The sequence below is a fragment of the Streptomyces catenulae genome (genome assembly GCF_000718015.1).
In the GTDB taxonomy this organism is placed as follows: Bacteria; Actinomycetota; Actinomycetes; order Streptomycetales; family Streptomycetaceae; genus Streptomyces; species Streptomyces catenulae.
Window position 1 is genome coordinate 466,125 of sequence record NZ_JODY01000002.1, and the last position, 21,585, is coordinate 487,709.

Sequence of the window (21,585 nt, forward strand, 5' to 3'; positions counted from 1 at the left end):
AGTGCGGGGACACGGAGAACGGGGACGGGACGAGGCGGCGGGACCGGGACGGCGGGGACGCCCGCGCGCCCGCCCCGTCTCCCCGGTGCGGGCGGTGCGCGGGCGCGGGCGGACGCTAGTGCTTCTCCGTGCCCTTCTCCTCGCCCTGGGTGTCCATGGCCTTCCACGCCTGGACCAGCTCCTCGCTGTCCCGCTTGGCCGCGTCGAAGATCTTCATGATGTTCTCCCCGGACTGACCGGTGGAGTCGGTGAGGTCGGACATCAGCTTGACCACCGCCTCCAGGGCGTGGGTGCCGGGCCCGGCGTTGTCCATGTACTGGTCGTGGACCTCGTCGTCGCGCCCGGCGCCCTCGGTGTTGAGGCGGTTGATCTCCGCCACGTCCGCGTTGAGCGCCTTGATGGACTCGGCGAGGTGCGGGTACTCGCCGAACAGCCGCTTCAGATCGTCGGTGGTCCGGATCTCCTCAGCCATCGGTCTCGTCCTCGTCGTCGCCGCCGCGCCGGGCGGCACCGGCCGCGCCCTGCTGCGGCCACATCTTCCGGGCGTCCTGCATGGCCTTGAACTGTTCCGTACCGCCGAGCATCGACTCGCGGATCTCGTCGCCGAAGCCGGTGAACGGCGCGACGGCGCTGTGCACCTTGGAGTGCACCTCGGCGCGGGCCTGCTCCAGCAACTGCACCAGCGTCCGGCCCAGTTCGGCCGGGGCCATGGTGCGGTACTGCTCGCCGTGGAACTTGATCTCGCGGACGTCCGAGCGGGTGCCCATCACCACGGTGACCGCCCGGTTCTTCGAGGTGACCTTGACGGTCTCCTGCGCCAGCCGCTCCTGTGTCTCCCGCAGCCGGTCGCGGTGCTCGGCCAGCCGTCCCATCATCTGGTCGACCTGGTCCTGGAATCCGGGGCTCATCGCCTGCCCTTCCGTTCGTCTGCCACTGTCCGTGCGGTCATCGGCCGATCACGCCCGGTGTGGCGCCGCCGTCGGTGCCCCACACCTCTTCCTCCTCGTCGACCCAGGTCGCGCGCTCCCGGTCGCCGCCCTGACCGGCGCCGCCCGCGCCTGCCCCGCCGCCGCCCATCGGCGGGACCATCGGGGAGCCGGACGAGGTGGACCGCCCCATCGAGGTGGCCTCCTGGAGCGCGCCGCCCCGGCCACCGCGGCCCCCCGGGGGCATCTCCTCGGGCGGCGGGGGCGGCAGCGAACCGCCGTTCTTGAACGCCTTCGGGCTCATGCCGGTGCGCGGGGGCTGCACCTCGCCGGGCGACACCCCGCGGCCACCGCCCTCGCCGCCGCCACCCAGACCGCTGACGGTGCTCAGACCGCGCGGCATCACCGGCGGATGGGCGCCGCCACCGGCCCCGCCGCCCTTGCCCCCGGGCAGCTGGAAGTTCTCGGGCGCCTTCCGCTCGCGCCACACCGAACCGTCGTGCGGCGGCTCCACCGTGGAGTGGAGCTTGGTGCCGCGCGGCACGGTGAGCGGATTGCCGTTGCGGTCGGTGGCGAGCGTGCCGTCGGGGCGGGTGACGGTCCCGTCGGCGTTGACCTTGGAGCCGCGGGGGACGTCGACCGCGTGCCCGTTCCTGTCGGTGACCGCCTTGCCGTCCGGCCCGACCAGCTTCGCGGAGCCACCGCCGGAGCCGTACGGGGAGGTCTTCAGGCCGGACCGGTCACTGCTGGATCCGGTCATCGGCGGCTGGATCTTCGGCGGCGGCGGGGGCGGCAGCACGCCCGGCGGGAGGTGCCCGGTCTTGTCGCCGTCGCCGCCCTGCCCGTTCGCGGTGCCGTCGCCGGTGCCGCTGGTGCCGCCCGTGCCGCCGCCGAGCTGCTGCGCGAACTGCTTGACGTCCGGCGGGGTCTTCGCGCCCTCGGGACCGTCCTCGCCCGAGCCGCCGCCGGGCGGCTGTACGCCGTCGCCCTTGCCGTGCTCGTCCACCGAGGAGTCCGTACCACCGGCCCCGTCCGGACCGGTTCCGGAGCCGTCCGGGCCACCGGCGCCGTCGGGTCCGGTGCCGGTGCCGTACCCGTTGTTCTTGAGGTACTGCTGCATGTCCGGCGGCAGTTCCTTGCGGTCGGTGCCCGTACCGAACGGGTTGGTGTTCGTACCGAACGCGTTGCCGCCGCCCGCACCGCCGCCGGGCATCCTGAGCTGCAGCGGGGTGAGCTGCTGCGGGATCGCGGTGCTGGTGGAGCCGACGGTCGTGGTGAGCGCGTCCATGTGCTGCCCGGCGGGCTGGTCGAGCCGGGTGTTGACGTTCGCCAGCCACAGCGCCTTCGCCCGCGACTGCACCCGGTCCCAGAACTCCTGCGTACTCGGATCCCCGTACGAGGAGGTGACCTTGGGCTCCGGGTTGCTGCCGTCGCCCACGGTCTGGTAGCCGAAGCTGACGGTGGCGCCCTGCATCGCCTCCTGCAACGCGTCGTGCACCGCGTTGACCGGCCAGGCCATCCGGTCGGCCCGCCAGTCCCGGTGGGCGGCGAGCAGCGCGGTGAGCGTGTCGTGCATCTGGGTGCGGGTGCGGTCCAGCTCCGCGGCGATGTCGCGCGGGGTGGTCATCTCGACGCGCAGCCGATCGAGTTCGTCGGCCATGCCGTGCAGCACCGTCCGGAAGACGCCCGCCGCGCTGCCCTGCCAGTTGGAGTCGTCCTCGTTGACCTCACGGGCCCAGGCGTCGAGGATGCCGCGGGCCCCTTCGAGCCGCCGCTCCAGACCGCGCAGGGTGATTCCGGCGGTGTCGAAACTTCCCAGGCTGGCGACGTCGTTGCCCTTGAGGGAACCGGCGATCGGCCCGAGGATCGCCTCGGGCTGCTGCACGAACTGGTGGAACGGTCCGGAGTCCAGACCACCCCAGTCCATGGTGGCGCCGAGGAAGTACTCCAGATCGCTGGAGCCCGTGGAGAAGCGGAAGGACCACCACACGTCCTGGCCGTGTGCCATGTCCGCGCCACCGGCGAGCGAGGTGCCGGTGGTGAACCCCGACAGCCAGCTCGGGGTGCCGTCGGTCCCGACCGCCGAACTGTCCGTCACGTTCTGCCCGCTGCCGGCGAAGGCTTTCATCGCCTCTCCCCAGTTCACGCGCGCGCCCGTCCCTTCGGCCCGTACCGGTTCACCTGGTGGTCCCTCTCCGGCCGGTCCCCGTCACCGGACGGGCCGCTGGGGGCCGCCCGGGGCGGGGCCGGTGTGTCGTCGATCATTGCTCGCCGGACATGGTCCGCCGCTGCGGGCGGTCGCTACGCGGTTCCCGTGGAATTCCCCTGCGACGGCGGGGTCTTGCCGCCGAAGCCGTTCAGGATGTCCTGGAGGTCCTGCATCATCTGCGACGCGGACAATTCGGTGTCCGCCTCCGCCTTGTCGAGGACCTGGTGCACCGACAACAGGTCCTTCGACAGATCGGTCATGGACTGCGCGAAGCGGTCCAATTCCTGCTTCAGGCCCTTGCAGAATGCCGCGTACCGCTGCTGGAGTTCCTGGCCTGCGGGGAAATCCTTGCTCCCGGCGAGGAGCTTGGCATAGCCGCCGGGACCGGCCGCGCCGCCACCGAAACCGTCGATGTTGCGGTAGTCGTCGTTGTCCCGCAGACCCATGATGAAGTCTTGGATCCGTTGCTGGGCGAAGTTTTCGAGATATCCCTCGGTGATCTTCACCCGGCCGGTGCCGGAGCCGTGCTCCTCATCCGCCATGGACCTGGTTCCCACCGTTCCGGTCGGCCAGGAGCATGGTCTCCCTGATTTCGCGGAGCACGTTGACACCCTGCGAATGCGAGGAGTTCAGCGCGTGGATCTGGTTGTCGAGATTGCGCTGCACCTCGTTCCAGGCGTCCGCCGTGGTACCGCGCGTACTCCGGAGCAGCGGCGCCAGATCGTCCTTCATGGCGTTCAGCGCGTCGACCATGCTCCGGTTGGCGGTGTCCAGATCTTCGATGTCGTTTTCCAGCTCTTGGGTTTCCATCCGGAAGGACATGTCGCTCCTCGCGAGGCTGAGGGATGAGGTGAGAGGTGCCCCGACCGCGCTGTCGCCTGCGGGGCGGTGGTGCCGCGGGGCGGCGTCAGGAAGCGGAGCCGCCGAGCACACCGTGGATGTTGTCGAGGTCGCCGCCACCGGTGTTCCACCCGGCGGCCAGGTCGTGTGCGTCCGTGTCACCCGTGTTGAGCGTCTGGTTGGCGGCTTCGAGGTTGTCGTGCAGGGTGTTCACCTTCTGCGACACCTGGTTGTACGTCTCGATCCATTCCTGCATCTTCGTCTGGAACTGCCGGCTGGCGCCGGAATCGAAGTTCCGGGCGACGGACTGGACGGTGGTCTCCACCGTCTGCCCGGCGGTGCGCATCTTGCCCATCTGTTCATTCAGCAGCGAAAGCGCCTGCCGAATGTCCTCATCCTTCTTTTCCATGCCACCGGCACTCATGGGGTCGTCCTCTCCGAAAAAAGCTGGGGGTTGGGGACATATGTCGACGACGTCGGGAACGACGCCGCGGTGCGCTCCGGACAACGCAGACGAAAGGTGGGCGGAACCCTTCGCGGGGAATTCACGTTCTCCGGGCGCGCCGCTCCCGGGCTCTTCGGCCCGGTGTCGCTGCCAGGGAATCGCCGACACCACCGGCACGTGCACCTGCGCGACGGCAGGAGATACGCCGGTAATCCGGCTGCCACGACGCCGACTTCACGAGGGAATCAGCTTCGGGAAACAACATCGAATCCAGGGTAACGACGAGGGTACGGGGTGTAGTCATACCAAAGGCTGATGTTCGGAAATCCCTTTTCCCGGCCTCTCCGTCACGGCTCATGAACCGGCACCGGAGGGCGCGCAACCGGTGGCCGAGGACGCGGCGGCGGGCACGATGCCGCCCTTGGCGATCCGTGTCGGGTCGAGCCGCGGTCCGGTCGGCAGCAGCTTCACCAACTGGCCGGGAACGGTGGCGGGTTGGGTCTGGTCGTAGCCGAACTGCTTGGCGGCCTCGGCGCTGAGCGGGTAGGCCGCACCGGCGTCGGTGACGAGGTAGTCGGCGGCCCCGGCGCCCGCCGAGGACAGCGACCGCACCAGCACCCCGCTGCCCGGCCGGACCCAGACCCGGTCGGACGGCAGACACGCCGCCTGGATGCCGGGCTGGGCGTTGGGCGCGCCCGCCGGGACGTCCTTGCTGTCGAGGACGACGACGCCGGTCGTGGGGCCCTTGCTCCCGCGGCCCGGGGTGACCTTGGTGCACACGCTCTGTGCGGCGCCCGCGGTGACCAGCCGGGGCGCCGTCGCCGGGAGACCTTCGGCCAGGGAGGCGCCCGGACCGGAGGACGCCTGGTGCGCCGACAGGTCGGCCGGTCCGATGGCGCGCGGCTGGACGGGCGCGCCGTCGTACGCGTCCTTCTGGGTGCGGGGGTCGCCGCGCAGCAGGTCGAACAGGAGCGGGGTGAGCGGGACGAGGCCCTGGCTCTGCAGGACGTAGTGCTGGCCGTCGGAGCCGGTGAACAGCTGGCCGACGCGGGTGGGGGCACCGGCCAGTTCGGGTCCGTCGGTGCCGCGGTCCGGGACGGGCGGCGAGGCCACGTCGATGCCCGCGGAGAGGGTGTTGAGGAACTCGTCCTTGACCGGCAGGGGCGAGACGCCGGACCAGCCGACGGCGGAGTGGGCGCCGTGCTCGGTGTCGACGCGGTGCCGGGTGCCGTGCCAGAGCAGCTGCACACCGCCGGAGGGCGAGGTCACCAGCGTGCCGGTGTTGTCGTCGAGGGCGTCGCCGACCTCGGTGCTGCCGACGGCCAGGCTCAGCGCCTCGCGCTTCTTGCCGTAGGCGTTGGTGAGGTGTCCGGCGCAGGCCAGCCAGGCGCCGGTGTCCAGTGCGTCGGGCGCGGGCACCGAGTCGGGGGCGCCGACGATGCCGACGGGCGCGCCGTGCGGGGTGCCGCCGAGGGAGGCGGCGCTGACGTGCTGCACGGTCAGCCGGTCACCGGCGACGAGCTTCGCCGACGCCTCGTTGAGCACCGGGTGCAGGGCGTTGTCGGCGTAGAGGTAGCGGGTGGTGGAGTCGTCGACGAGGACGAGGGTGCCCGGTTTGCGCCAGGAGGTGGCGCCGCCCGGGGAGATGACGCCGTAGAGCGCCACGCCGATGCCGACGAGGACCGCGACGACGGTGCCGCCGATCAGGCCGCGTTTGGTACGGGCGCTGGGGGCGTCGGCGGCGTCCGGCTCGACGCGGAGCATGCCCGCCGACAACCGGCTCATCACGAACAGGTGGGCCTGGACCTGGTCCCGCCTGGATTGCATGTCTTTTCCCCTTCCCCGGCCGGGCGGCCGGCGGCGATACGGCGGGCCGGATCAGCCGTTGACGGCGCGCAGTTGCTGGTAGATACCGGCGACGAGGATCGCCAGCGGGACGAGGACGACGGCGGTCGTGGTGTGCAGCAGGTCGCCGATGCGGCCCCAGTACGGCACGAGGCGGCGGCCGGGCACCGTCCAGGCGGCGACGGCGGCCACCGCGCCCGCGGCGAGCAGCACCGCGATCAGCGCCAGGCGGGCGGGGAGCCCCAGCCCCGTCGCGCCCGCCGTGGCGGCGAGGGCGAGTCCGTAGGCGCCGGGCAGCACCATCGCCAGGCGCTGCCAGAGGCTGCCGAAGTGGCGGGAGTGGAGCAGCAGGAGCAGGCTCAGCACGCAGGCGCACACCAGGGGCGGCCAGCTGTCCGTGGCGGGGGCGGTGAGCAGTGCGGTGAGGCAACCGGCGGAGACCAGGCCCAGGGCGGCGTAGAGGCCGGTCAGATAGGTGTCGGCGAGGACGGCGCGGGAGTTGACGTGCTCGGCGGGGTGCGGGTCGATGCCTTCCTGGAGCTGGTCGGCGTTGGCGGGCAGCACCGGCAGCCGCAGCCCGGAGAGCCGGAAGCCGAGGCCGGGGACGAGACCGCCGCAGATGAGGACCAGCAGGACGACGACGCCCGCGGCGTGTGCGAGGGGCAGTCCGGCGACGACGGCGCCGCCGCCCACGGCGACGAAGAGGCTGACGGTCAGCGCGCCGAGGAAGAGCGGGGCGCAGGCGGCGACGGCGGCGAGGGCGAGCACGGAGGCACCGGCCCCGGCGGCGCCCGCGGCCAGCAGCCGTGCGCCCAGCAGGACTTCGGGCTCCCCGCCGGTGGGCACCAGGGCTCCGGCGAGCGCCATGCCGGGCACGGCCATGATGCCGAGGACCGCGCCGCCCGAGGCGTCGCCGACGGCGCGGGACGCGGCGCCGGAGCAGCCGATCAGCAGGAGCGCGAGTCCGGCGCCGAGCACGGCGCGCAGGGTGGCCGGGCCGGGCAGGGCGAGGACGGTGAGGGCGACGGTGAGGGCGGTGGCGGTCAGACCGAGGAGGAGGCGGCGGGTGAGTTCGGGGCGCCAGGAGTCGGGGCGTGCCCGCAGGGCGTCGCCGACCCCGTCGACGAGGTCGTCGTAGGCGACTTCGGGCAGCGTCTCGTTGCGGGGGCGGAGGTAGAGGGTCTCGCCGTCGCGCAACTCCAGGGTGCGGGGGGTGCCTTCGTCGTCGAGCGGGGGGCGGCCGAGGCGCTGGATCGCCCAGCCGCCCTGCTCCAGCCCCGCCTCGTGCAGGTCGTCGCCCGCGTAGTCGACGAGGACCGGCAGCAGGTCGGCGACGGGGACGTCGACGGGCACGCCGATGTCGAAGGCCCGGTCGGGGGCTCGGACGGTGAGTCGGCACAGGCCGACGGTGGTGTCGCTCACGGCGGCTCGCTCTCTTCGTCCCGGAAATTCCTCCGGGTCGACGCGGATTGAGGAGAACACTATCGTGACTGCTTATCAGTAATGCGATCACAGAGGGTACTCCCGAGAGCGGAAGATGCATCCGGAACCATCCGGTCACCGCCTCCCGATCTCTCTTTCCTTAACCGCCATTTGCTCCATCGCATCTGCGAAGTGTCCTCGCTTCCGCGCCCGGTGGTCCGCACCGGCCGCCGGGCAGCGCGGGATACGGCCCCCTCCCGAAGGAAGGTCCGTCTTGAGCACCGTCACATTCCGCCGCCCCCCACGAAGGCCGGGGCCCCAACTCCCGCAGGGTGAGCTGAGCCTGCAGGAACCGCCGACCCTGCCCGAGCCGCAGAGCGCCGTGTCCGGCATGCTCATGTACCTGCCCATGGCGCTCAGCTCGATGGGCATGGTGCTGATCTTCCTCAAGCCGGGCGGTGGCGGCGGGGCGCTGACCTACGTCGCGATCGGCATGATGGCGCTCTCCGCCGTCGGGATGCTGGTCACGCAGTTCCTGCGCACCTCCCAGGACCGCAAGCGCAAGCTGCGCGGCGAGCGCCGGGACTATCTGCGCTACCTCTCCACCACCCGCCGCCGGGTCCGCAAGGTGATCACCCAGCAGCGGCAGGCGCTGGCCTGGCAGCACCCCGAACCGCCCGCCCTGTGGTCGCTGGCCCGCACCAGCCGGCTGTGGGAGCGCCGGCTGACCCACGAGGACTTCGCCGAGGTCCGTATCGCCCGCGGCTCCCAGGCTCTGGCGCTCACCCTCTCCCCGCTGTCGACCAAGCCCGTCGAAGACCTCGAACCGCTCTGCGCGCACGCGCTGCGCCGCTTCATCCGGGCGTACGGCACGGTCGCCGAACAGCCGGTCGCCGTGCGGCTGCGGACCTACGCGCAGATCGTGCTCCGCGGTGACGAGGCGGTCTCCCGCAGCACGGTGCGGGCGCTCCTGGCCCAGCTGGCGGTGTTGCACGCGCCCCGGGAGCTGGACATCGTGATCGTCGCGGACGGCGAGGCGCGCACGGAGTGGGAGTGGGCGAAGTGGCTGCCGCATGTGCACCACCCCGCCGAGACGGACGGCGCGGGCGCCGCCCGGCTGGTCATCGACACCGTCTCGGAGCTGGAGTCGCTGCTCGGTGAGGAGTTCGCGCAGCGGCCGAAGTTCGACGCGGAGCGGGAGCCGAGCCGCGACGAGCCGTACACCGTGATCGTGCTGGACACCGCGAACGTGCCGCAGGGCGCGCGGGTGGCGGGCGCGGGCTACGCCAACACCGTGGTGCTGGACGTGCGCGGGGTGCTGGACCGGCAGCACGCCCGGCAGGTGCTGCGGCTGCGCTCCGGCGACGGCACGCTCCACATGATCGGCACCGACCGCAACGGCAAGGAGACCGAGACCGCGATCGGCCGCCCCGAGCAGCTGGGCACGGCCGCCGCCCGGGCGCTGGCCGCCACCGTCGCGTCGTACCGGCCCGGTGTGCGCGCCCAGAGCGACCAGCCGCTCCAGGAGGACATGGACCTGGCGGGTCTGCTGGGCATCGCCGATCTCCGGTCGGCGGCGCTGGACCGGCTGCGGCGGCGCTCCGGCGGGGAGCGGCTGCGGGTGCCGATCGGGCTGTCGGCGGACGGCGGGCCGGTCGAGCTGGACATCAAGGAGTCCGCGCAGGGCGGAATGGGCCCGCACGGCATGCTGATCGGGGCGACCGGCTCCGGCAAGTCGGAGCTGCTGCGCACCCTGGTGCTCTCGCTGGCGCTGACCCACTCGTCGGAGACGCTCAACTTCATCCTCGTCGACTTCAAGGGCGGCGCGACCTTCCTCGGGCTGGACGAGCTGCCGCACACCTCCGCGGTCATCACCAACCTCGCCGACGAGACCGCGCTGGTCGAGCGGATGAAGGACGCGCTGCACGGCGAGCTGATCCGCCGCCAGGAGCTGCTGCGGAAGGCGGGCAACTACTCCTCCGCGCTGGAGTACGAGCGGGCCCGGGAGGGCGGCGCGGATCTCGCGCCGCTGCCGACGCTGTTCGTGGTCGTCGACGAGTTCAGCGAACTGCTCGCCGCGCACCGCGACTTCATGGAGCTGTTCGTGATGATCGGCCGCCTCGGCCGCAGCCTCGGCGTCCATCTGCTGCTCGCCTCGCAGCGCCTCGACGAGGGCCGGATGCACCAGCTGGAGTCGCATCTGTCGTACCGCGTGGGCCTGCGGACGTTCTCCGCGATGGAGAGCCGCGGGGTGCTCGGTGTGCCCGACGCGTACAACCTGCCGTCCCAGCCGGGCAGCGGTCTGCTCAAGAACGACGTGGGCACGCTGACCCGCTTCAAGGCGGCCTATGTGTCCGGGTCCTACCGCCCGGTCCGGCGGGCCGCGCAGCAGGCGGTCGTGGCGGGCCAGGTGGTGCCGTTCAGCACCGCGTGGGTGCCGCAGCGGCAGCTGCCGCAGGCGGTCGAGGAGCTGCCGGAGGAGACGGACGAGTCGGCGCCGAGCCTGCTCTCCGTCGCGGTGGAGCGGCTGCGGGAGCCGGACGCCGCCCCCGCGCACCGGGTGTGGCTGCCGCCGCTGGACCTCGCGCCGACGCTGGACGGGCTGCTGCCGCCGCTGACCGGGACGCCCGGGCGGGGTCTGGCACCGGCCGGTGCGGCGGACGGGCCCCGGCTGACCGTGCCGGTCGGCGTCGTCGACCGCCCCTTCGACCAGCGGCGCGACCCGCTGACGGCCGATCTGTCGGGCGCCGGTGGCCATGTCGCCGTCGCGGGCGGTCCGCAGAGCGGCAAGAGCAATCTGGTCCGCACCCTGATCGCCGCGCTGGCGCTCACCCACACCCCGCGCGAGGTGCAGTTCTACTGCCTGGACTTCGGTGGCGGTTCGCTGTCCGGGCTGTCCGGGCTGCCGCACGTCGGCGGTGTCACCGGGCGCCTCGACCCGGAGCGGGTGGTCCGTACGGTGGCCGAGGTCACGGCGGTCATCGCACGGCGCGAGCGGCAGTTCGCGGAGCTGGGCATCGAGTCGATGGACGACTTCCGGCGCCGCCGCGCCGCCGGTGAGCCGGTCGACGAGCGGTACGGCGACGTGTTCCTGGTCGTGGACGGCTGGAGCACGGTGCGGCAGGACTTCATGGATCTGGTGCCCGCCTTCAACCTCATCTCGTCGCGGGGGCTGAGCTTCGGTGTCCACCTGATCATCGCGTCGTCGCGGTGGTCGGAGATCGGCAGCGCCCTCCGCGACCAGCTCGGCACCCGCTTCGAGCTGCGGATGGGCGACCCGGTCGACTCGGTGATCAACATGCGGGCGGCGGACACCGTCCCGAAGATCCCCGGCCGCGGTCTGACCGATGAGCGGCTGCACTTCCTCACCGCGCTGCCGCGGCTGGACGGCGACCCGCAGGTCGCCTCGCTCGCCGAGGGCGTGACGGAGCTGGTGAGCCGGGTCAAGGCGGCCTGGGACGGACCGGCGGCGCCCGCGGTGCGGATGCTGCCGCTGGAGCTGGACGCGGCGACGCTCCCGGCGCCCGACGGCGATCTGCGGGTACCGCTGGGCCTGGAGGACCAGCGGCTGGAGCCGCTCCGGCACGACTTCGAGGCCAATCCGCACCTCATCGTCATCGGCGACGCGGAGACCGGCAAGACCAACCTGCTGTCGCTGATCTGCCGCGCGGTGACGCAGCGGTACGGCCCCGACGAGGGCCGGATCATGCTGGTGGACTACCGGCGGTCGCTGGCGCCCGCGGTCCCCGAGGAGTCGCGGCTCGGGTACGCGGTCTCCACCGACAAGCTGCGGAAGATGATCGAGAGCGTGGCGCGGGCGATGAAGGACCGGGTGCCCGGCCCGGAGATCACCCCGGAGCGGCTGGGCCGCCGCGACTGGTGGACCGGACCGCAGCTCTTCCTGGTGGTCGACGACTTCGAGATGGTCGGGGGCGGCGGGGTGTCCGGCCCGAGCCCGTTCGCGCCGCTGATGGAGTTCCTGCCGCAGGGCAACGAACTGGGCCTGCACCTCATCGTGGCGCGCAGCGCCAACGGTGCCTCCCGCGGCATGGGTGACCCGCTGCTGCGGAAGCTGCTGGAGGCCAACACCCCGGCGCTGATGCTGTCCTGCCCGCCGTCGGAGGGGATGTTCCTGCCCGGTGTGAAGCCGCGCACCATGACGACCGGGCGCGGGCTCTACACCACCCGCCGCGGCACGACCCAGGTGCAGACCGCGATGCTCCGGGCCCCCGACGCCTCCTGAGCGACGGCCCCGGCGCCCGCCACGGCCCCGCGCGGATCCCTTCCCGGCATCCGCGCGGGGCTTTGCTCTTGCACATCAGACGGGCCTTCTCGCGCCCTTGCCGGATAATCCGGCGCCCTTTTCCCGACCGTCCCGCTATTTCTCCGGAACGTAATCCCGGTAATGCCACCCCCAGGTGGAGGGTTTACGGCTCCGATATCGCGGAGGAACGGGGAAAGGGTGGGCGCGGAGCGGCGGGAAAAACGCACGCCGTCCCAGGAATTCACCCGCTTCTGCACAGCACGGTCACACCCGCCGGGCCGATGTCCGCCCCCGGCGCCCGCCGCGCACCGCACCGGCCCGGCGCCACCGCCCCGCACTCCCCCGGTCGGGCACGGCGACAAGGCCCGGATCCGGCCGACTCGGCCCGCGGTTGGCCGATACGGGACGCTCCGACCCGGCGCCCCACCGCCCGGGAACAGCGAAGGCGCCCGGGGCGGTTCCGCCCCGGGCGCTCCCTCACTCCGTGCTCGGGCTCAGACTCCGGAAGCCGCCGCGCCGGTACCGGCCGGATCCTGACCGGGCGCGGCACCGCCCGTAGGGCCGACGGCGAACCGGCCGGGGCGCCAACCGCGGCGCCTGCCCCGCGGAACGACGACGGCGACGAGGCCCACCAGGGCCAGCAGGGCGGCCGACGCCCCGGCGATGATCCAGGCGCGGTGCGCGGCGACCCGGGACGGCGCGGCGGGCAGCCGCAGCGCCATCGCGTCGTCGCCGCCCGCACCGTGCCGGGCGGCGCTCAGATTGGCGCTGACCGCCGGTCCGGGGTCCACCGTCCCCGAACCGGCCAGCGGGCCCGCGCCCTGGTCGTAGGCGGTCCGCCGGAGCCGGGAGGTGACCTGTTCAGCCGTCAGATCGGGCCGGTAGGAGCGGACCAGCGCCGCCGTCCCGGCGACGAAGGCGGACGCGTAGTCGGCGCCGCTGCCCACGAAGTGCCCCTCCCCGTGCGGCCCGATGCTCAGCACGTTGTCGCCGGGCGCGGCGAGCACCGGTGCGGTCCGCGGCGGGAGTTGCTGGTCGGGGAGGCCGTCGGGCGGGGCGAGGGCGGCCACCGCCACCACGCCGGGCAGCTGCGCCGGGTACGCGGCGGGCGCCGGTGCGTCCCGGTCCTGCTGCTGGTCCCCGTACGCGGGGGCGACGACCAGTACGTCCTCGGCGCGGGCCGCCTGTACCGCCGCCGTCAGCTTCGCGCTGCCGGAGGCCAGCGCCACCGGCACCTCGATCACCTTCGCGCCGCCCTTCACCGCCGCGTCGATACCGGCGGCGAGATGGTCGGGGGTGACGGTGCCGTCGTGCGACGAGGCGCGGACGGCCAGGACATGGGTGCTGGGCGCGACGCCCGCGAAGCCGACATCGGCCGGTTTCGCCGCCGCGATCAGCCCGGCGACGAAGGTGCCGTGGCCGACACAGTCCGTCCCCGCCGAACCGCCCCCGACGACGTCCGGGCCCGCCTTGACCCGCCCGGCGAGGGCGGGCGCGGACGCGTCCACGCCGGTGTCCACGACGGCGACGGTGGTGCCGTCGCCCTCGGTGAGGTCCCAGGCCAGCTCGGGCCGGAGAAGTTCCTGCTGCCAGGGCGGCGCCGGGGTCTTCTTCCCGGACGGTGCGGTACAGCCCTTGCCGTCCAGCACCCGGGGGATCTGCGGCAGCGAGAGCCCCCCGTCGCCCGGGTCCGCGGCCGCCGGTGCGGCGCCCGCGGCGAGCAGCCCGAGCGCGGCGACGGCCGTCAGGGTCCGCCGCGCGCCGGGCGGTCGCTTCCCGGTGCGGCCACGGGTGGTGAACCGGGCGGCGTTCTCAGGGCAGTTGTCCACCGGTGGCGTTCCCCTACTTCCGTCGAGAGCCGTTCCCCCGCCCTCCCGGGACGCCGGGACGGGGCGGCACCGGCCGGGCACCCCCGCGCCCGGTCCGGCGCACGGCGGCAGGAGCCGCCACGCCCTCCCATTCACCCAGTCCCGAGGAACGCCCACCACCTACAAGTGGGGGGTATGCGAGGGGCATTGGGCCCGCCGGGCCCGTTCCCTCACAGGTTGGCGCTCGCCAGGTCCTCCGGCAGCAGCCTGCGCAGTTCGTCGAGACCCGCGTCGGGCATCCGGCTCAGACGGCTCGCCTGGCGGGTGACCATCGCCTCCATCACCTTGCGGGCGTAGCGGGCGTTGCCGAAGTCCGCGCCCCGCTCGACCCCCTCGAAGTGGCGGCGCAGGCCCTCCACCGTCTCCGGAACGCATTCGTAGCCGTCCCGTTCGCAGGTGCTCCGGACGATCGCGAGGAGTTCGTCGGTGGTGTAGTCCTCGAAGTGGACGGTGCGGGAGAAGCGGGAGGCCAGGCCCGGGTTGGAGGCGAGGAAGCGCGCCATCTCGCCGGAGTACCCGGCGGCCACCACCGCGACATCGCCGCGGTGGTCCTCCATCAGCTTGACGAGGGTGTCCACCGCCTCCTGACCGAAGTCGTTGGAGGCGCCGCCGGACGGGGTGAGGGTGTACGCCTCGTCGATGAAGAGGACGCCGCCGCGGGCCCGGGCGAAGACGTCGCGGGTCAGCTGGGCGGTGTGGCCGACGTACCGGCCCACGAGGTCGGCGCGGGCCACCTCCACCAGTTGGCCGCGGGGCAGCACCCCCAGGGAGCCGAGGAGTTCGCCGTAGAGCCGGGCGACGGTGGTCTTTCCGGTGCCGGGCGGCCCGGCGAAGATCAGATGGTGGCCGACGGAGGTGGCGGGCAGCCCGGCCGCCTGCCGCCTGCGGGCCGTGCCGAGGAGGTTGACCAGGTCCTCGACCTCGTTCTTGACCGCCTCCAGGCCGGTCATCGCGCGCAGCCGCCCCAGCACCTCGTCGAGTGCCGCATTGTCCTGCTGGACGGTGCCCGCGCCGACCGCGGCGGCCGCCTGCTTGCCGACGTCGGAGGGGACGAAGGTGGTCAGATCGGCCTGGGACACCTCGGCCATCTCCGCCAGCCGGAACGCCTGCCGGTCCACCATCTCCTCGAACACCTTGCGGGCGGCGCGGGCGTTGCCGAACGACTCGTCCTTGTGCATCCGCCCGAAGTGCACCGCGAGCGCCTTCTCGGTCTCCTCGGCGAGCGTGTAGCGGTGCGCCTCGCACTGCTTGCGGACGATGGTGACCAGCTCGGGGACGGTGTAGTTCTCGAACTCGATGGTGCGGCTGAACCGCGAGCCCAGACCCGGGTTGGAGTCGAGGAAGTTGCTCATCTGCGAGGTGTAGCCGGCGGCGATGACCACGACGTCGTCGCGGTGGTCCTCCATCAGCTTGACGAGGGTGTCGACGGCCTCCTGACCGAAGTTGGCGCCGCTGCCCTCCTGGGCGGTGAGGGTGTACGCCTCGTCGATGAAGAGGACGCCGCCCAGCGCCTTCTCGAAGACCTCGGTGGTCTTCAGCGCCGTACCGCCGACGATCTTGGCGACCAGGTCGGCGCGGGAGACCTCCACCAGATGGCCCGAGCGCAGCACACCGAGCGCGGCGAGGATCGAGCCGTAGAGCCGGGCAACGGTGGTCTTGCCGGTGCCGGGCGGGCCCGCGAAGACCACATGGCGGGAGTTCTGGGGCACCGGCAGCCCGGCCTCGCGGCGGCGGCGGGCCAGCCGGTTGAGGTTGACGAGCATGGTGACCTGCTCCTTGACGCCCTGCAGCCCGACAAGCGCGTCGAGCTTGGCCAGCGGACCGTGGGTGTCGGCGCCGCCGCCCGGGCCCGCGGCGGCCGCGGCCGCGCCCCAGATGTCCGGGTCGGCGTTGTCGGCGCTGGTCAGGTCCTCGACGCTGGTCTCGCCGTCGGGCGCGGTCTGGCGGACGCCCGCACCGCCGTTGCCGGTGGCGGTGCAGCCGGTCACCCGGACCCGCTTGTCGCTCTCGGCGCGGACGCCGTCGCCGGTGTTGTCGGTGAGGCGGCAGCCGTTGAGCGCCCCGCGGGCCTTCGGTCCGATGCGTACGCCGTTGGCCTCGGCGCCGTGCACCCAGCTGCGGACGGCGGTCAGTTCGCCCTCCTCCTCGACCGTGATGCCGTCGTCCCCGGCGGCGTCGATCTCGCAGTCGAGGAGGGTTGCGGCGGCGCGCGCCCCGACGAGGATCCCGGCGCGGGCGGCGCCGCGCACCGTCGTGGCCTGGAGGGTGGGCCGGGCGCCCTCGGCGAGGGCGACGCCGCACCGTCCGGCGCCGGTCAGCTCGGCGTCCTCGATCTGGGCGCGGCCGGTGGACCGGACCTCCAGGGCGTGGCCCTCGGGGTCGGTGACGGTCACCCGGCGCAGCACCGGCGCGGCCGCACCGTCGATGAGGACGGCGGTGCCCTTCGCGGCGCGGATCTCGGCGCGGTCCACCCGGGCCGCGCCGTCCCCGCCGAGCGACAGGCTCTCCGCCGCGCAGCCGCGGAGCGTGAGGCCGGTCAGGACCGGTGCCGCGGACTCCTCGGTCACCACGCCGGAGCCCGCTGCGTCCTCGACGGTGCAGTCGGTGAAGGTGCCGCGGGCGTGCCCGGAGACGACGATGCCGTGACCGTCGCTCCGCTCCACCCGTACGCCGCGCAGTACGGGGTCGGTGTCGCCGCCGAGTGTCACACCGTGGCTGGAGGTGGCGCTGACCGTGCACTCCTCGACGGTGGCCTGGGAGGTGGTGGAGAGGTGCAGGCCGATGACGGTGTCGCGCAGTCGGCAGCGGGCGAGGCGGGTGGCGCTGTCCTCCTCCAGGGCGACGGCCGGTTTGCCGGTGGTGGTCAGGGTGCAGTCCTCGACGGTGCCGCGGGCCCGGCCGTTGGCGAGGACGCCGTTGCCGCGGGCGTCGCGCACGGTGCAGCCGCGCACCACGGGGTCGGCGTCCTCGCCGATCACCACGCCGGAGCTGCCGAGGCGTTCGAGGAGGCAGTTCTCGATGATGCTGGGGGCGCGGGAGATGTCGACGATGCCGGCGCCCGCCTGGTTGACGACATGGCAGTTCCGCATCGCCAGGGAGCCCTCCTCACGGGAGAGCAGCGCCGTCCAGGAGGCGCCGGTGATCTCGCAGTCGTCCAGGGCGGCCTGTCCGCGCGGTACGTCGACGACCGGCAGCTCCGTGTCGTCGCTGCGCAGCCGCAGTCCGGAGAGTTTGACGGCCTCGGCCAGCACCTGGACGGCGCTGCCGGTGCGGGGCGCGATGTCGACGGCCGCCCCGGCCTCGTGGGCGACGAGCGTGACCATCTTGGTCACCACGAGATTCTCCTCGTAGCGCCCGGCCCGCACACTGATGACGGCGCCGCTGCGGGCCGCCTGGATGGCTTCTGCGATGGTGCGGTGTCCGTCGACCCCGTCCGGGTCCACGATCAGCAGGTGGCGGGCCAACGCCGCTCCCCCTTCGTCTGGATCGGGTCGGCGACCGTACCGGTCGTGCACCGGAGCGGGTCGGCTCCCTGATTCGGTGTGATGTGTTCGGGCCGCCCGCGCCCGCGGCCCGGTGGGCCGGACGGCGCGGCGGCCGGTGGCGGCGGAAGACTCCCGAGGGGCGCCGGATGCGGCGGACCGCCCGGCTCCGCCGTGCTGACGAAACCCCGGCACGGCACGCCCCGGAGGCGCGGCCGTGGGCCGGTGTCGATTCTGATGGGACTGCGGTGGCGGGCCCGCCCGGCCCCGGCGCGCCGGGGCTGACCCGGCGGCCCGTGCAGCGGGCGCACCAGGTGCGCCGCGCCGCTGCCGCCGCGAAGTGTACGCGTAATTCCGTTACGGGGAACGGGCGTTGCGGGGCGTACGCAGGGGATTGGCCCGTTCCGTCCGGTCATGCCTCCCGGGGTGCGGAACGGTCACCGGACGGCCGGGCGGCGGTGCCGTCGGGGGTGGGCAGGGTGACGCGGGCGACGGTGCCGGGGGCCGGTCCGCCGCTCTCGATGGTGAGTTCCCCGCCCATGCCGTCGACGAGTCCCTTGGTGACGTGCAGGCCGAGGCCCGAGCCCGGGTTCCGGCCGCGTTCGGCGCCCAGCCGGTCGAACGGGACGAACAGCCGGTGCTGGAGGTGGCGGGGGATACCGGGTCCGTCGTCGGTGACGATCAGGTCGAGGCGGTCGCCGTCGGCCGGTGCGGTGCCCAGGACGACGCGGCCGCCGGGGTGGTTGTACTTGATGGCGTTGGTGGCGAGGTTCAGCAGCACCTGCCGCAGCCGCCGTTCGTCGCCGGTGACGGCCGGGTCGCCCGGCGGCAGCTCGACGCCGAAGGTCACCGACGCCTCGTCCGCCGCGGTGGTCAGCAGCCCGTGGACATCGGCGAGGAGCGGTCCGACGGGCACCGGCTCGGCCCGCAGCCGCAGCGCGCGGGCCTCGATGGCGGCGACGTCGCTGAGGTCGTCGACGAGATCGACCAGATGGCCCGCGGCGGAGCCCATCCGATCCAGCGCCTCGGTGCTGCGCTCCGGGGTGAGGGAGCCGGAGCGGAGCATCTCGCCGAAGCCGACGACGGCGTGCAGCGGGGTGCGGATCTCGTGGCCCAGCGCGGTCAGGAACTGCGACTTGGTGCGGCTGTTCTCCTCGGCGTGGCGCTGGGCGATCTCCGCCTCGGCGCGCGCCCGCCGCTCCTCCTCGGCGGCCTTGCGGTCGGTCTCGTCGACGAGGTTGACGCACCAGGAGGCGATGTTGCCGTAGGCGTCGCGGACGCCGGAGTACGTGGTCGAGGTGACGATCGGCTCGGCGTCGGGGCGGTGGAAGCGGAGTTCGAAGCGGTGGCGTTCGCCGGTCTCGGCGGCCACGCCGTGCAGCAGCGAGGCGCGGTCCTCGGACTGCACCAGATCCTGGAAACACCGCCCGACCAGGTCGGACGCCTCCCGCCGCAGCAGGGCGCACAGGGAGCGGTTGACCCGCAGCAGCCGCCCGTCGAGGCCGAGCAGCGCCATCCCGGCGGCGTTGTCGTCGAAGGCGCGGCGGAAGCGTTCCTCGCTCTGCGCCAGGCTGCCGAAGAGCCGGTCGTGGTCGATGGCGACGGCGGCGAGGTGGGTGAAGCGCTCGACGAGATGGCGTTCGTACTCGGTGGGGGTGTGCGGGTCGTCGTGGTAGACCGCGAACGTGCCGAGGACCTGGCCGTCCTTGCCGGGGATGGGCGTCGACCAGCAGGCCCGGACCCCGGCGATGGCGGCGGCCGGGCGGAAGGCGTCCCACAGGACGCTGCGGTGGATGTCCGGCACGACGACCGGCACCGCGGTGTACGCGGCGGTGCCGCACGAGCCCGCGCAGGGGCCGGTGTCCATGCCGTCGATCTCCTCGATGTACTCCTGCGGCATGCTGGGCGCCGCACCGTGGTGCAGCCGCCCGGAGCGTTCGTCGAGGAGCAGCACCGAGCACCGCGTCCCGGGCAGCAGGTCCTCCAGCGCGCCGGTGACGGCGTCGAGGACGGGCCGTAGCGGCGCGCCCTCCGCCATCATCTCCAGCACCTGGGCGTGGTGGACGAGGAGCTGCGGGATGGCCTCGGTGTCCGGGCCCGTACCGAGGGAGGCACGCCGGTCGAATTCGCGCAACATGACACCTTCTGGGGGTTTTTCAGGGCTCGAAGCGGTAGCCGACACCGCGGACCGTACGCAGCCAGTGCGGGCGGTCGGGGTCGCGTTCCAGCTTGCGTCGCAGCCGGTGCACGTGCTGGGTCACGGTGGCCGGCTCCTGCCAGTCGCTGGAGGACTGCCAGACGTGTTCGAGGAGTTGGTCGCGGGTGTAGACGTGGCGGGGCGAGGCGGCGAGGAAGGCCAGCAGGTCGAACTCGCGGGCCGTCAGCTCCACCGCGTCGCCGCGCACCGTGACCGTCCGCGTCGCCCGGTCGATGACGAGACCGCCCCGGGGCGGCGCGGGCACGGTCACCGGTTCCGGCGCGGGCGCCGTGGGTGCGGGCTCCGCGCGGCGGCTGCGGCGCAGCACCGAGCGGACCCGGGCGGCCAGTTCCGCCGGGGAGAAGGGCTTGACCACGTAGTCGTCGGCGCCGAGGTCGAGGCCGATGATGCGGTCCGTCTCGCCGGACCGGCCGGAGACGACGATCACGGGGAGGTCGGCGGAGCGGCGCCGGATGTGGGTGAGGACGTCCAGGCCCGCGACGAGCGGGAGGGTGAGGTCGAGCAGCACGACATCGGGCCGTCCGTCCGCGACGGCGTCGAGCGCCGCCTGACCGTCGGCGGCCGTCACCACCTCGAAACCCTCGGACTCCAGCTGCCATCTGGCCAGCGTCCGGACATCCTCGTCGTCGTCCACCACCAGGACGTGAGCATGTGTGCCGCTGCTCGGCAAAGTGCCTCCCCGCATCGATCGAACCGCACTGCGCGGGGTGTCGATGATCTCATTGTTCACCCCTTCGCGTCACCACGCGATCACCTTGAGCGAGCAGTTAAGCAATATTTGATGAACCGTTGCGGACGAAGTGAGGTGGCCGCACAAGAGTCTCCACCGTGAGTACGAGAACCGCGGACACCGTCGCCGCCGCACTGGCACAGGGAGCCGCCCGCCACGGCGCGAGGACCTTCCTCGTCGCCGAGACCCCGGAGGGCGGCCGACTGTCGGTCAGCTGGGCCGAGATGGACGCACGGGCGACCCGGACGGCGCGGCTGCTGCGCTCGCTCGGGCTGCGCCTCGGTGACCGGCTCAATGTGCACACGGCCAACTGCCCGGAGTTCTACGACCTGTGGTTCGGCGCGGCCCGGATGGGCGCCGTGCTCGTCCCGAGCGATCCGCTGCACACCCCGGACGAGTTGGGGTATCTGCTCGCCCGCTCGCGCAGCCATGTCAGCGTCACCCAGGCGTCGTTGCGGGACACCGCGGTGCGCGCCTGCGTCCAGGCGCCGGACTGCCGGCATCTGCTGGTCGTCGGCGGGGACGGCCACGACGCGTTCGAGACGGCGCGCGATGCGCAGTCCGACGCGCCGTGGGACCCCGAGCAGGACGGTCCGGGCCCCGGTCCGCACGACCTCCTCGGGATGCTGCACGCCGCGTCGGGCCCGGGCCCCGCCGAGGAGGTGCCGCTCAGCCACGCCGCGTATCTGGGGGCCGGGCGGAACATCGCCGGGCGGCTGCGGATGCGCCCGGAGGACCGGCAGCTGATCGTGCTGCCGCTGTTCCGCGGCAACTCCCAGCAGTACGCGTCGATGTCGGCGCTGGTCAGCGGCGGTTCGATAGCGCTGACGCCGGGTTTCACCGCGGCGCGCTGGGCGGGCCAGGCCACCGCGCTGGAGGCGACACTGGCCGGACTGCTCCCCGCGCCGCTGTGCATGCTGCTGGCCCGGGAGGAGAGCGCCTGGGACACCGCGCACGGGCTGCGGGCGGTGATCGCCACGCAGAAGGTGTCCGAGGAGCGGACCACCTCGTTCGAGAAGCGGTTCCAGGTCTCGCTGCTCCAGCTGTACGGCATGCAGGAGACCGTCGCCCCGGTGCTGGCGTCCGCCCAGGCGCGGCGCCGTAAGCGGGAGCGCGGCGCCCCCACGCGGCGGGCGACGGGCGGGCGGACCGGTCCGGACGGGGGGCGTCGGCCCGGTGCCCGGTTAGCCCGCGTCCACGTGGTGGGCCGCTCTGCGGCGCGGGGCGGGGTACCGGGAAGATCATGTGAGATCCGGTCGGTGGGATTCCGCGCCGACCTGCTGTCGTCCTTGAGAGCCGCCGGCTGCCCGGCGGTCGGTGAATGAGCGCGCTGAGG

Annotated in this window: 14 protein-coding genes; 2 read left to right on the plus strand and 12 right to left on the minus strand. The window is 73.2% G+C overall.

Annotation, left to right across the window (positions count from 1 at the left end):
• Positions 1 to 115: 115 nt before the first annotated feature.
• The 8 genes from IF23_RS0104020 to eccD form a co-directional block, all read right to left on the minus strand.
• Complete coding sequence (locus tag IF23_RS0104020) at positions 116 to 472, minus strand: hypothetical protein (protein ID WP_030279800.1); 357 nt, start codon at positions 470 to 472, stop codon at positions 116 to 118.
• Positions 465 to 908 (minus strand): YbaB/EbfC family nucleoid-associated protein, encoded by a 444-nt coding sequence (locus tag IF23_RS0104025; protein WP_030279802.1) that lies wholly within the window; start codon positions 906 to 908, stop codon positions 465 to 467. Before IF23_RS0104025 ends, IF23_RS0104020 begins: the two co-directional genes overlap by 8 nt.
• 37 nt (positions 909 to 945) lie before the next feature.
• Positions 946 to 3,054 (minus strand): hypothetical protein, encoded by a 2,109-nt coding sequence (locus IF23_RS0104030; protein ID WP_030279805.1) that lies wholly within the window; start codon positions 3,052 to 3,054, stop codon positions 946 to 948.
• 173 nt (positions 3,055 to 3,227) lie between these two features.
• On the minus strand, positions 3,228 to 3,677 hold the full coding sequence (locus IF23_RS0104035) for a hypothetical protein (protein WP_030279807.1): 450 nt from the start codon (positions 3,675 to 3,677) through the stop codon (positions 3,228 to 3,230).
• Positions 3,667 to 3,957 (minus strand): WXG100 family type VII secretion target, encoded by a 291-nt coding sequence (locus tag IF23_RS0104040; protein ID WP_030279809.1) that lies wholly within the window; start codon positions 3,955 to 3,957, stop codon positions 3,667 to 3,669. Before IF23_RS0104040 ends, IF23_RS0104035 begins: the two co-directional genes overlap by 11 nt.
• A gap of 85 nt (positions 3,958 to 4,042) precedes the next feature.
• The gene (locus tag IF23_RS0104045) at positions 4,043 to 4,384 is read right to left on the minus strand and encodes a WXG100 family type VII secretion target (protein ID WP_030279810.1); all 342 of its coding nucleotides are present in this window, start codon (positions 4,382 to 4,384) and stop codon (positions 4,043 to 4,045) included.
• Between the two features lie 390 nt (positions 4,385 to 4,774).
• On the minus strand, positions 4,775 to 6,247 hold the full coding sequence (gene eccB, locus IF23_RS0104050) for a type VII secretion protein EccB (RefSeq protein WP_030279811.1): 1,473 nt from the start codon (positions 6,245 to 6,247) through the stop codon (positions 4,775 to 4,777).
• A gap of 51 nt (positions 6,248 to 6,298) precedes the next feature.
• Positions 6,299 to 7,687: a type VII secretion integral membrane protein EccD gene (eccD, locus tag IF23_RS0104055; protein ID WP_030279812.1), complete on the minus strand. Its 1,389-nt coding sequence runs from the start codon at positions 7,685 to 7,687 to the stop codon at positions 6,299 to 6,301.
• A 274-nt stretch (positions 7,688 to 7,961) separates the two neighbouring features.
• Here eccD and eccCa point away from each other — a divergent pair, with 274 nt between their 5' ends.
• Positions 7,962 to 11,930 carry a type VII secretion protein EccCa gene (eccCa, locus tag IF23_RS0104060; RefSeq protein ID WP_030279813.1) on the plus strand — a complete coding sequence of 1,323 codons (3,969 nt, stop codon included), beginning with the start codon at positions 7,962 to 7,964 and terminating at the stop codon, positions 11,928 to 11,930.
• A gap of 515 nt (positions 11,931 to 12,445) precedes the next feature.
• Here eccCa and IF23_RS0104065 read toward each other — a convergent pair.
• The 4 genes from IF23_RS0104065 to IF23_RS0104080 form a co-directional block, all read right to left on the minus strand.
• Positions 12,446 to 13,780 (minus strand): S8 family serine peptidase, encoded by a 1,335-nt coding sequence (locus tag IF23_RS0104065; RefSeq protein ID WP_051739178.1) that lies wholly within the window; start codon positions 13,778 to 13,780, stop codon positions 12,446 to 12,448.
• A 209-nt stretch (positions 13,781 to 13,989) separates the two neighbouring features.
• Positions 13,990 to 17,283: a right-handed parallel beta-helix repeat-containing protein gene (locus IF23_RS0104070; protein ID WP_030279815.1), complete on the minus strand. Its 3,294-nt coding sequence runs from the start codon at positions 17,281 to 17,283 to the stop codon at positions 13,990 to 13,992.
• A 430-nt stretch (positions 17,284 to 17,713) separates the two neighbouring features.
• Positions 17,714 to 19,438 carry a GAF domain-containing sensor histidine kinase gene (locus tag IF23_RS0104075; RefSeq protein ID WP_051739179.1) on the minus strand — a complete coding sequence of 575 codons (1,725 nt, stop codon included), beginning with the start codon at positions 19,436 to 19,438 and terminating at the stop codon, positions 17,714 to 17,716.
• A gap of 19 nt (positions 19,439 to 19,457) precedes the next feature.
• Positions 19,458 to 20,189 (minus strand): response regulator transcription factor, encoded by a 732-nt coding sequence (locus IF23_RS0104080; protein WP_030279819.1) that lies wholly within the window; start codon positions 20,187 to 20,189, stop codon positions 19,458 to 19,460.
• Positions 20,190 to 20,347: 158 nt separating this feature from the next.
• Between IF23_RS0104080 and IF23_RS0104085 the strand changes: the two genes are divergently transcribed.
• On the plus strand, positions 20,348 to 21,574 hold the full coding sequence (locus IF23_RS0104085) for an AMP-binding protein (protein ID WP_030279821.1): 1,227 nt from the start codon (positions 20,348 to 20,350) through the stop codon (positions 21,572 to 21,574).
• Positions 21,575 to 21,585: the final 11 nt, after the last annotated feature.

Excerpts from the sequence above, each read along its gene's own strand:
- IF23_RS0104035 (WP_030279807.1), bottom strand. The coding sequence starts at position 3,677 with ATGGCGGATGAGGAGCACGGCTCCGGCACCGGCCGGGTGAAGATCACC.
- eccB (WP_030279811.1), bottom strand. The coding sequence starts at position 6,247 with ATGCAATCCAGGCGGGACCAGGTCCAGGCCCACCTGTTCGTGATGAGC.
- IF23_RS0104025 (WP_030279802.1), bottom strand. The coding sequence starts at position 908 with ATGAGCCCCGGATTCCAGGACCAGGTCGACCAGATGATGGGACGGCTG.
- IF23_RS0104045 (WP_030279810.1), bottom strand. The coding sequence starts at position 4,384 with ATGGAAAAGAAGGATGAGGACATTCGGCAGGCGCTTTCGCTGCTGAAT.
- IF23_RS0104040 (WP_030279809.1), bottom strand. The coding sequence starts at position 3,957 with ATGTCCTTCCGGATGGAAACCCAAGAGCTGGAAAACGACATCGAAGAT.
- IF23_RS0104020 (WP_030279800.1), bottom strand. The coding sequence starts at position 472 with ATGGCTGAGGAGATCCGGACCACCGACGATCTGAAGCGGCTGTTCGGC.
- IF23_RS0104075 (WP_051739179.1), bottom strand. The coding sequence starts at position 19,438 with ATGTTGCGCGAATTCGACCGGCGTGCCTCCCTCGGTACGGGCCCGGAC.
- IF23_RS0104030 (WP_030279805.1), bottom strand. The coding sequence starts at position 3,054 with ATGAAAGCCTTCGCCGGCAGCGGGCAGAACGTGACGGACAGTTCGGCG.